6 protein-coding genes and 1 pseudogene are annotated in these 11,025 nt (G+C 70.2%); 5 read left to right on the top strand and 2 right to left on the bottom strand.

The genetic code is table 11. The features are described 5' to 3' along the window. The 5 genes and pseudogenes from I3F54_RS20165 to I3F54_RS20145 form a co-directional block, all read left to right on the top strand. Window positions 1–410: pseudogene (locus tag I3F54_RS20165) on the top strand (ribonuclease E/G); the annotation flags it as partial. Between the two features lie 265 nt (window positions 411–675). Continuing rightward, on the top strand, window positions 676–996 hold the full coding sequence (gene rplU / locus I3F54_RS20160) for a 50S ribosomal protein L21 (protein ID WP_009188585.1): 321 nt from the start codon (window positions 676–678) through the stop codon (window positions 994–996). 13 nt (window positions 997–1,009) lie between these two features. Then, window positions 1,010–1,264 carry a 50S ribosomal protein L27 gene (gene rpmA / locus I3F54_RS20155; protein WP_205384449.1) on the top strand — a complete coding sequence of 85 codons (255 nt, stop codon included), beginning with the start codon at window positions 1,010–1,012 and terminating at the stop codon, window positions 1,262–1,264. A gap of 125 nt (window positions 1,265–1,389) precedes the next feature. After that, window positions 1,390–2,835 carry a GTPase ObgE gene (obgE, locus tag I3F54_RS20150; RefSeq protein ID WP_240120218.1) on the top strand — a complete coding sequence of 482 codons (1,446 nt, stop codon included), beginning with the start codon at window positions 1,390–1,392 and terminating at the stop codon, window positions 2,833–2,835. Window positions 2,836–2,993: 158 nt separating this feature from the next. Beyond that, the gene (locus I3F54_RS20145) at window positions 2,994–5,021 is read left to right on the top strand and encodes a glycosyltransferase family 4 protein (protein WP_240120217.1); all 2,028 of its coding nucleotides are present in this window, start codon (window positions 2,994–2,996) and stop codon (window positions 5,019–5,021) included. 102 nt (window positions 5,022–5,123) lie between these two features. Here the strand turns inward: I3F54_RS20145 and I3F54_RS20140 are convergent, their stop codons facing one another. Both I3F54_RS20140 and I3F54_RS20135 read right to left on the bottom strand, forming a co-directional pair. Further along, window positions 5,124–8,732 (bottom strand): bifunctional glycosyltransferase/CDP-glycerol:glycerophosphate glycerophosphotransferase, encoded by a 3,609-nt coding sequence (locus I3F54_RS20140; RefSeq protein ID WP_240120216.1) that lies wholly within the window; start codon window positions 8,730–8,732, stop codon window positions 5,124–5,126. 25 nt (window positions 8,733–8,757) lie between these two features. Next, on the bottom strand, window positions 8,758–10,989 hold the full coding sequence (locus I3F54_RS20135; RefSeq protein ID WP_240120215.1) for a bifunctional glycosyltransferase family 2 protein/CDP-glycerol:glycerophosphate glycerophosphotransferase: 2,232 nt from the start codon (window positions 10,987–10,989) through the stop codon (window positions 8,758–8,760). Window positions 10,990–11,025 lie beyond the last annotated feature (36 nt).

Below are 11,025 nucleotides of genomic sequence, written 5' to 3'. Positions count from 1 at the left end.
CCGCCGCTCCGGCCCGTCCGCGGCGCCGTGCCGTGCGCAAGGCCACCGCGCCGACCGCGTCGGAGGACACGGCCGTCGTGGTGCTGCCGGCGGCGCAGGACGAGGCAGCTGGGGCGGAGGCGTCCGCGCAGGGTGCTGCCGGGGCCGGTCCCGAGGCCGAGGAGGAGGCGGCGCCGGCCAGGAAGGCGGCCCGCAAGGTCGCCAAGAAGGCCACGGCGAAGAAGGCCGCCACCAAGACGGCCGCGGCCAAGAAGACCGCGGCCAAGAAGACCGCGGCCAAGAAGACCGCGGCCAAGAAGGCGACGGCCAAGACGGCGGCGGCCAAGAAGGCGGCGAAGACCACCAAGACGGCGGCGAAGAAGACGGCGGCGAAGAAGACCGCGGTCCCGGCCTCCGCAGAGGAGAGCTGAGCCGCTACGGCGTGACCGATGCGGGGTGCGGCCGGTCCGGGTGACCGGCCGTGCCCCGTTCTGGGCCGCGTTCCGGGGGCCCGGACCCGGTTTGACCGTCTCGGCCGTGGCCCCGTAACCTGGACCGTCGGCGTGTCCACAGCACACGCCGCATCCCCGTAAACCTTCTTCCTCCCGGTCACAGGGTGGCTGGGAGAGGTCGCCCGTGCATCACGGGAGGCTGGCCTGCGGGGGTTCGTTTCCCGAGCGAGAGAGTGAGTTCCGCGTGTACGCCATCGTGCGCAGCGGTGGTCGGCAGCACAAGGTTGCTGTCGGCGACATCGTCGAGGTTGACAAGATTTCCACCGCCAAGGTTGGCGACACGGTCGAGCTCTCGACCCTGCTCGTTGTCGACGGCGACGCCGTGACCAGCGACCCGTGGGTGCTGGCCGGCATCAAGGTCCAGGCCGAGGTCGTGGACCACCACAAGGGGCAGAAGATCGACATTCTGCGCTACAAGAACAAGACCGGTTACCGCCGTCGCCAGGGCCACCGCCAGCAGTACACGGCGATCAAGGTCACGTCGATCCCCACGGCTGCGAAGTAAGGACTGAGGAGAGATGGCACACAAGAAGGGCGCATCGTCCACCCGGAACGGTCGCGACTCCAATGCCCAGCGGCTCGGCGTGAAGCGCTTCGGCGGTCAGGTCGTGAACGCGGGCGAGATCCTGATCCGCCAGCGTGGTACCCACTTCCACCCGGGTGCGGGTGTGGGCCGTGGCGGCGACGACACGCTGTTCGCCCTGCAGGCCGGCGCGGTGCAGTTCGGCACCCACCGCGGCCGCAAGGTCGTGAACATCGTTCCGGTCGCCTGACCGGACGCATCACTTCGCGAGGCGGACCTCACTTCCCGTGCGGGAAGGCGGGTCCGCCTTTCGCTTGTTCTCATGGAACACAGCACTGCAACGCCATGACCGCACGTATCTGGAGGCACTGAACCATGACCACCTTCGTGGACCGCGTCGAGCTGCATGTCGCCGCGGGTAGCGGAGGCCACGGCTGTGCCTCCGTCCACCGTGAGAAGTTCAAACCGCTGGGCGGGCCCGACGGCGGCAACGGCGGGCGAGGCGGCGATGTGATCCTCACCGTCGACCAGTCGGTGACCACGCTCCTCGACTACCACCACTCCCCGCACCGCAAGGCCACCAACGGCAAGCCGGGCGAGGGCGGCAACCGTTCCGGCAAGGACGGCCAGGACCTGGTCCTGCCGGTGCCGGACGGCACGGTCGTACTCGACAAGGCGGGCAACGTCCTCGCCGACCTGGTCGGCCACGGCACGTCGTACATCGCCGCACAGGGCGGCCGGGGCGGGCTGGGCAACGCCGCTCTCGCCTCCGCCCGCCGCAAGGCGCCCGGGTTCGCGCTGCTGGGCGAGCCGGGGGATCTCCGGGACGTCGTCCTGGAGCTGAAGACCGTCGCCGACGTGGCGCTGGTCGGATACCCGAGCGCGGGCAAGTCCTCCCTCATCTCGGTGCTGTCGGCGGCCCGGCCGAAGATCGCCGACTACCCCTTCACCACCCTCGTCCCCAACCTCGGTGTGGTCACCAGCGGCTCGACCGTCTACACCGTCGCCGACGTGCCCGGTCTGATCCCGGGCGCCAGCGAGGGCAAGGGCCTGGGGCTGGAGTTCCTGCGGCACGTGGAGCGGTGCAGCGTGCTCGTCCACGTCCTCGACACGGCCACCCTGGAGGCCGAGCGCGACCCGGTCTCCGACCTCGACGTCATCGAGGAGGAGCTGCGGCAGTACGGAGGCCTGGACAACCGTCCGCGCATCGTCGTCCTGAACAAGATCGACGTGCCGGACGGCCGCGACCTCGCCGAGATGGTGCAGCCGGACCTCGAAGCGCGGGGCTACCGGGTCTTCGAGGTGTCCGCGGTGGCGCACACCGGGCTGAAGGAGCTGACGTACGCGCTGGGCGAGCTGGTGGCGAAGGCACGGGCGTCCAGGCCCAGGGAGGAGGCCACCCGGATCGTCATCCGGCCCAAGGCGGTCGACGACGCGGGCTTCACGGTCACCCGGGAGGACGTCGGCGGCGAGCCGCTCTTCCGTGTCCGCGGCGAGAAGCCCGAACGCTGGGTGCGCCAGACCGACTTCAACAACGACGAGGCCGTCGGCTACCTCGCCGACCGGCTCAACCGCCTCGGCGTGGAAGAGGAGTTGATGAAGGCGGGCGCCCGCTCCGGTGACGGTGTGGCGATCGGCCCCGAGGAGAACGCGGTCGTCTTCGACTGGGAGCCGACCGTGACGGCCGGTGCGGAGATGCTGGGCAGGCGCGGTGAGGACCACCGCTTCGAGGCGCCCCGCCCCGCGGCGCAGCGCCGCCGCGACCGGCAGGCCGAACGGGACGAGTCGGAGCGCGCGTACGACGACTTCGAACCGTTCTGACCCGTCCCGGAGGCGGAGTTCACCCGATTGCCGTCGAATCGGCCCGCGGCCGACAACTTTTCCGAGCGGTGACACGTCTTCCTTGAGGCGACAGCGGCTTCTGTCGTCGGCGCCTGCCAGCGCTGCGCCTCACCGCCGGACGGAAAGTACTTGTACAGATGAAGATCTCGTTCATTGTCAGCAACCTCTGCCACATCGGCGGTGTGGTGAGCGCGACGCAGAACCTCGCAGGGGCGCTGGCGGAGAAGCACGACGTGGAGATCGTGTGCCTGCGCAAGTCGCGCGACGCGTCCTACTTCCCGCTCGACCCGCGGGTGAAGGTCACCGTCCTCACCGACCTGCGCGGCAACTCCCCGGCGTCCGACCTGGACAACCCGCTGATCCAGGAGTTCCCGAAGGTCTACGTCTTTCCACCGAAGGAGAGGGAAGGCAGGCCGTGGATCAGCCGGCTCGCCGAACTGAGGCTGCTGGAGTGGCTGGAGACCACCGACGCCGACGCGGTGGTCAGCTCCAGCCCGCGGATCACCATCATGCTCAGCCACGCCCGCAAGGACTATCTGCGGCTGGCCCAGGAGCACTCCATGCCCGCGATCTACGCGGAATGGGAGAAGAAGCCGCTCTTCCGCACCTACCACGACCTCGACGCGATCACCGCCCTCACCCCCGAGGAGGTCGCGAGCCTGGGCAAGCTCGTGCCCGGTGTACGCAACCGGCTGGAGGTCATGCCGAACTGCGTGCCCGCCTCCACGCACCGCTCCACCGGTGACAACAAGGTGATCATCGCGGCGGGGCTGCTGAAGGAGAACAAGAACTTCGCCATGGCCGTCGAGGCCTTCGCCCCGGTGGTCGCCAGGCACCCCGGCTGGAAGCTGCGCATCTACGGCACCGGCGCGGAGAAGGCGAATCTGCGCAAGCAGATCGAGAAGCTCGGCCTGTACAACGACGTGCTGCTGATGGGCCCGGCCACCCCGGTGTCACCGGAGTTCGCCAAGGGATCGGTGTTCCTGATGCCCTCCAGGCGCGAGGCCTTCGGCAACGTCATCGTCGAGGCGATGGCCGCCGGGCTGCCGGTGATCAGCACCGACGCCGACCACGGGCCGCGCAACATCATCGCCGACGGCGAGGACGGCTTCGTCGTGCCCAAGGACGACGTCGCGGCGATGACCGCCGCGATGATGACGCTGGTCGAGGACGACGAGCGCCGCCGGAGCATGGGCCGGGCCGCCGTGCGCAACGCCGAACGCTTCCACGAGACGGGCAGCCGCGAGCGGTTCGAGGCCATCCTGGAACGGGCCCTGGCCCGCCGCCGGCTTCCGCACACCGCCACCGCCGTCGTCCAGGGCGACGGCTCCGTCCTCATCGCCGTGGAGCGGATGCCCGTCGACCTCGGCGAGGTCGACATCATCTGCCGCCGGCCCTGCCAGGACGACGAGGAGCGCCGCTTCCCGCTGTCCCCGGCCGGTGAGGCACTCGTGCCCTGGCACGACGGGCTGTCCGAGGGCGAGTGGGAGGTGTCCGTGGGCACCGCGGACGGCCTGGAGGTGCCGCTGACCACGGACGGCTTCGGCGTGGACACCCGGGACCTGCTCACGGTCGAGCTGCCGCGGCCCGGCGACGGCCCGGCCCTGGAGTGGCTGCTGCCGTACCGGCAGGACGACGGGCGGCTGCGCGTGCGCAGCCGGGTCCGTGACCGGCACGCCGAGGTGGCGGGCCTCACCGTGGACGGCTTCACGCTGGTCGTCGACGCCGCGCTGTGGGGCGCGGCGCCGAACGGGACCGTCATCGAGGCGACCCGGCGCGGCAAGGTGCCGGCGACGGTCACCTTCGACACGCAGCCGGGCTCCGGCGGGGCGCTGGTGGCCCGGCTCGACAGCAAGCGGCTGATCGGCGACCACAAGGGCAAGGAGACCATCTGGGACGTGTGGCTGCGGCCCGCACCCGGCGCCGACCGGCTGCCGCTGAGCAAGCTCGCCACCGATGTCCTGAAGCCGATCGACGTCTACACCTACCCGCGGCCCGTGCTGAAGCCCGCCGTGGCTGCCCGGCCGAGCCCGCTGGGCCGGCAGCTGCGCCGGGTCAAGCGGAAGGTCACCGGCACGGCCGCGCCCAAGCCGCCCAAGGGCGTCGAGGTGCGCCCGTACTTCAACAGCGCGGCGCAGCTGTCCGTGAAGACCGTGACCGTCTGAGTCCGCCGGCCGGCCGGCGGCACCGACCTTCCGGGCCCGTCGGCCGACACGGCGAAGGGCCGCCCACCAGGGCGGCCCTTCGCCGTGTCCGGCGCCGGCGGATCAGAGCCTGCTGTCGTACCGGCGCGCCTGCTCGAACATCAGGTCGGCGACCCGTTCGGCGGCATGGCCGTCGTCCAGGTCGCAGAACAGTGTGTGGAAGCGGTCGTACTCGGCGCGGTACTTGTCCGACACCCTGTCGATGTCGCGGATCGCGTCGATGAGTTCCCCGGAGGTGTGGATCAGCGGTCCGGGTGCGTCGTTCTCGAAGTCGAAGTAGAACCCGCGCAGCCGGTCCCGGTAGTGCTCCAGGTCGTAGGTGAAGAACAGCATCGGACGGCGCAGGTGCGCGAAGTCGAACATCACCGACGAGTAGTCCGTGATCATCATGTCCGCCGCGACGTACAGGTCCGCGATGTCCGGGTACTCCGAGACGTCGAAGACGAACCCGTTGCCCGCGCCGGGGATGCTGTCCACGACGTTCGAGTGCCGGCGGATCATCAGGACGTGGTCGTCGCCCAGGCGGCGCTGGGCGTCCTCCAGGTCCAGGCGCAGCTCGAAGCGGAACTGGCCGACGCGGTGCGAGAGGTCGTCCCGCCACGTCGGCGCGTACAGCACGACCTTCTTCCCCTCGGGGATGCCGATCCGCCGCCGCACCTCCGCCGCCCGCTCGTCCAGGTCGGAGGCGTACAGGTAGTCGTTGCGGGGGTAGCCGGTCTCGACGATCTCGCCGTCGAAGGCCATGGCCCGCTTCAGGATCGGGGTGCTGAAGCGGTTGGAGGAGACCATCATCGACCAGTTGGCCGCTTCCAGCCGCAGCTGGTCGTGGTAGTCCGGGTTGAACTTCGGCGCGTCGATGTCCAGGCCGATCTTCTTCAGCATGGTGCCGTGCCAGGTCTGCACGACGACCTGCTCGGGACGGCGCTCGATCCAGTGCGGCAGGTGCGCGTTGGTGACGATGTAACGGCAGCGGGCCAGCGCGTCGTACCAGTCGGCGCCCTGGAACCGCACCGGGGTGACGGTCGACGGCACGTCCACCTGGCCGTCGCGGACCAGCCACAGCTGCTCCAGGTCCGTGCCGCGGCGCATCAGTTCCTCGTGGATGGCGCGCGGGCTGTCGGAGTACTGCTTGCCGTTGTAGCTGATGAACAGCACCGACTCGCGCAGCGGCTTGGTGCGGCCCTGCTCGTACACCTCGCTGCGCAGCCGGGCCTGGTGGAAGGCGCCGCGCTCCTCCATCGTCAGGTCGGGCAGGCAGTGCAGCTGGGGGTGGTCGAACCAGCGGGCTTCGAAGTCGTAGCCGCGGCCGTTGTGCTCGCCGGAGACCGGCAGCTTCGGGGCGGCGTGCCGGTCCAGGATGCACGGCATGTCCGGCTCGTCGCCCCCGGAGCGCAGGAACAGGTTCCAGCGGCCCGTCTTCAGCGGCAGGCTCTGCGCCGCGCCGGACATCCGGGACGGCGTGAAGTGGGCCTCGAAGCGGCCGTCTGCGTCCACCGTCAGATCGACGGTCTTCTCGTCGAAGTAGTCGCGCGCCTTGATCAGGAACGTCCAGCCGGTGATGTCCTGCGGGGCCGTGCCGTGCACGGTGTAGCGGCCGTCGGCCCAGCGCACGTCGGTGACGCAGGCGCGCAGGCTGCGGCCGGTGAACTTCAGGTAGCCGGTGTTGCCGGCCAGTACCGCGAGCTCGAAGCGGTCCGCGCCGTCCCCGAGGGAGTGCGGCAGCCGGATCTGAAGGTCCGGGAGCGCGTCCGCGACGACGGTGCCGAACTTGCGCTTCTTGCCTTCCAGGTCGGTCGCGACCAGTTCCGTCGACCAGGTACGCGTGGCGACCTGCGCCGGGTCGGCGCCGCCGCTGGAGACGTCGGTGCCGGTGGCGTCGATGTGCTCGGGCAGCAGTGCCACGTCCTCCAAGGGCACGCAGACGCGGAACGAGGTGCGCTCGCCCTGGGTCGTGCCCAGCTCGACGGGGTAGTCGAGCCGTTCGCCGCTCTTGCGGTTGGTGACGGACAGCGCGACACGCTCGTTCGCCGACAGCGGCACCCGGATCTCGCCCGTCAGCTCCAGGGTGTCGTCGACCTGGCGGCGGTCGGTGACCACGGCGCGCACCCGCTCGATCCGCAGCTTGAGCGAGCCGGTGGCAGTGCTGGGCAGTATCCGGAAGTTCTCGTCCAGCCACTGGTAGGTGGCGTGGTTCTGGGCGGCGGCGCCACTGGTGTGGATGGCCTTCTTGCGGACCAGGCCGGCCGAGGCGATGCCGACGCCCAGGTGCCAGGTGCCCTCCTGCCAGGTCTTGCCGCGGCGCAGCCGGGCCGGGTCGAACTCGTACTCCCAGCCGGCCCAGTCGTAGTTGTACTGGCGCTGGTTGGACAGCGCGGTGCACTCGGGCGCGTGCACGTTGCGCAGCGGCAGCACGCTGCGCTTGCGGGAGCCGTCGCGCTTGAGTGCCAGCACCTTGATGGCACTGCGCGGGCCGGACTGGTCGACCCGGTTGATCCAGGCGTGGCCGGCCATGTGCAGCTTTCCACCGCGCCAGCTGAGTTCGCGCAGCGGGGCCGCCGCCGTCATGTCGCGGTCGATGCGCAGCACGCGCCTGGGCAGCCGGACCGAGCTGTTCTCCAGCGCGGAGAAGGCGGCGTACTTGCGCAGCAGGCCGTCGATGCGGACGCGGTCGCCGCGCCGCTCGGACTCGAACAGCTCCAGCAGCTCCGCCAGGGCGTGCTTGCGCACCAGCAGCCACTTCACGCGGGCGGGTGCGGGCAGTTCCATGACCAGGTCCGGATCGACCTGGTCGAGGTAGCCGTTGACCACGCGGAAGAACTCGGCGTGGAACTCCTCCTTGCCCTCGGGCAGGACGTTCAGGAAGATCCGCAGGTCACCGGTGAGTACCGTGCGGTCGTACTCGCGCTTCATCTCGGCGGCCGCCGGCTCCGGGCGCTCGGCGAAGAAGCGGCTGACGGACTGGACGGCGGCCGTGCGGTCGCGGACCGCCTTCGGCTCGGAGCGGCGCTGGGTGATGGACGGGGCGGCCTCGCCGTCACGCAGGCGCCAGTAGTACGTGGGGGCACTGATGACGTCGACGGACCGGGCCAGGAACTGGGCCGGGACGATCACCGGGGTGTCCTCGTAGAGCACGCCCTCGGGGAAGCGGAAGCCGTGACGCTCCCAGAAGGACCTGCGGAACACCTTGTTGCAGGCGATCCGGTCGGTCAGCAGCCGCAGGTCGCGGGTGACGTGCGTGCCCTGCACGGCACCGCGCGACAGGATCCGGTGCATCGGCGACTGCCAGATCTTGCTGCTGTTGACGTGCAGCACGTTGCCGGTGACGAAGTCCGAGCCGGACTCGTCCAGGCTCGCCAGCATCAGCCGGTAGGCGTCCGACGGTATGACGTCGTCACTGTCGACGAAGGCGATGAACTCGCTCTGCGGCGCCAGGTGCTCCAGGCCGGTGTTGCGGGCCGCGCCCAGGCCGCCGTTCTCCCGCGTCACCAGGCGGAACCGCGCGTCCTTCGCGGCGAACTCCTCGGCGATGGCCGCGGAGCCGTCCGGTGAGCCGTCGTCGACCATGACGACCTCGAGGTCGGGCATGGTCTGCGCGGCCAGCGACGTCAGGCACGCGGACAGATACCGCTCCACGTTGTAGATCGGGACGATGACACTGAGCCGAGGGGCCATGGCGTGGTGGGTCTCCTTGTCGGGGTCAGGCCCGCTCGACGGGTGCGAGCGCCTGGGCGGGAGTCGGAGCGTGGGTGCGCTCGGGGAACGGGACGAAGGGCACCGGGGTGTCCTCACCGAGGAAGACGCTTCGAACCACCCGTTCGGCTGCGCGGCCGTCGTCGAATTCACAGAAACGGCTGCGGAAGGCGGCGCGGCGCTCGGTCGTGTCGGCGGTGTCGTAGTCACCGGAGTCCAGCAGCCTGACCAGTTCGGCCTGCGAGGTCGACACCGCGCCGGGCGACTCCTGGAGCAGGTTGAAGTAGGTGCCGCGGACGGCGGAGTACACGTCCCAGTCGGGAGCGTGGATGATGATCGGCCGGTCCAGTACGGCGTAGTCGAACATCGCGGAGGAGTAGTCCGTGATCAGCGCGTCGGCGGCGAGGTAGAGGTCCTCGACCGGGTGGTGGGCGGACACGTCGACGATCCGGCCGCTGCGGCGCAGGTCGGCCAGGCGCGGGGAGGAGCCGTAGAAGTAGTGGCCGCGTACCAGCAGCGTCACGTCCGGGCCCAGTTCCTCCGCCATCCGGGCGAGGTCGAGGTGGGGCCGGAAGTCCGGCTGGTACTCGCGGTGGGTCGGCATGTAGAGGAACGCGCGGGTGCCGTCGGCCAGCCCGAGCGCCGCACGTGCCCGGCGCACATCGGCGGCCGTGGCGTTCACCAGGACGTCGTTGCGCGGGTAGCCGGTCTCCAGGGTGGTGTACGAGCAGGGGTACACGCGCTCCCACACGGTGGTGGAGAACCGGTTGGCGCTGACGCTGTAGTCCCAGCGGTCGCAGCGCTCCAGCAGCTTGTCGAAGTCCATGTCGGTGGAGGCCGGGTACTTGCGCTGGTCCAGGCCCATGGTCTTCAGCGGGGTGCCGTGGTGGGTCTGCACGTGGATCTGGCCCTCGCGTTTGACCACGACGTCAGCGAAGTTCACGTTGTTGACCAGGTACTTGGCGCGGGCCAGCGCCGCCCAGCACTCGCGCGACCCCAGGAGCACGTGGTCGACGCCCGCCGGTACCTCGCCCACGGCGTCCGGCCTGAGCACCCACACCCGGCGGATGTGCGGGGCGAGAAGGGCGAGCCGGGCGTCTATGGCGGCGGGGTTGCAGGAGACGCTGCGGCTCCAGTACGACGAGAACACGGCGAGGTTCTCGTCGAGCGGCAGGCGCAGCTGGGACTGGTAGAAGGCGCCCATCGCGCCGCGCTTGGAGAGGCTGACGGCCGTGCGGGCGCGCTTCCTGACGGTCTGACGGAACTTGACCGCGGTCATCGCACCGGCCCAGGCGGCGTAGGCGTCCCGCTCCAGCAGCGCGAGCTTCTTGCCCTTCCCGCCCGCGGGCCGGGTGAAGCCCTTCGGTACCCGCGCCCGGTAGTCGGCGGACGCACGGTGGAAGAACTCCGCGCGGTCGCTGCTCGGCAGCCGCCCGGGCTTCTCCAGCACCGTCAGGTAGTGGCCCACCATCTTGCGGAACAGCGGCTCGCGCCACTGGTCCAGCTCGGGGTGCGCGTCGAGGAAGTCGAAGACGCGCTGGTACTGGTCGAAGACGTCGAAGTGCTTGCGGCTGGTGGTCTTGAGGATGTTGCCGCCCTCCCTGCGCTGCCGGTAGAGCACGCCCACCCGGTCGAGCAGGGTGATGCTCTCGGCGCTGATCAGGGAGCAGTACGTCCAGGGGGCGTCCTCGTAGTACCCGGTGGGGAACGTGAGGCCGACCCGGTCGACGAAGTCGCGGCGGTACGCCTTGTTCCAGACGATCTGGAGCAGGTCGAGCAGCTGGGGGCGGTCCGCCAGCCGGAGCACGTCCTGGCCGTCGCTCCGGAGCAGGTCGGCGCGGTAGTTGCGCTCGATGCGGCCGTCCCAGTAGGAGCGGGCGTAGTCGTAGATGAGGATCTCGGGGTCCCCGGTGGCGTCCAGGCGGTCGGCGATCGCCCCCAGCGCCCCCTCGGTCATCGTGTCGTCGCTGTCGAGGAAGAGGATGTAGTCGCCCCGGGCCTTCTCCATGCCCGCGTTCCGGGCGTGCCCCAGGCCGACGTTCTGGGTGAGATGGATCACGTGAACGCGTGCGTCGCGCCGGGCGTAGTCGTCGAGGATGGCCCCGGACCCGTCGGGCGAGCAGTCGTCCACCGCGATGATCTCGAAGTCCGTGTAGTCCTGGCCGAGGACGGAGTCGAGACACTCGGAGAGATAGCCCTGCACCTTGTAGGCAGGGACGATGAGTGAGAGTCGGGGCATCCTTACAACCTGTTCCGAGGGCTGACCGCGAGGGGG

The organism is Streptomyces sp. MUM 2J, assembly GCF_022414535.1.
Taxonomy (GTDB): Bacteria; Actinomycetota; Actinomycetes; order Streptomycetales; family Streptomycetaceae; genus Streptomyces.
This window is presented reverse-complemented; position numbering and strand designations above follow the sequence as displayed.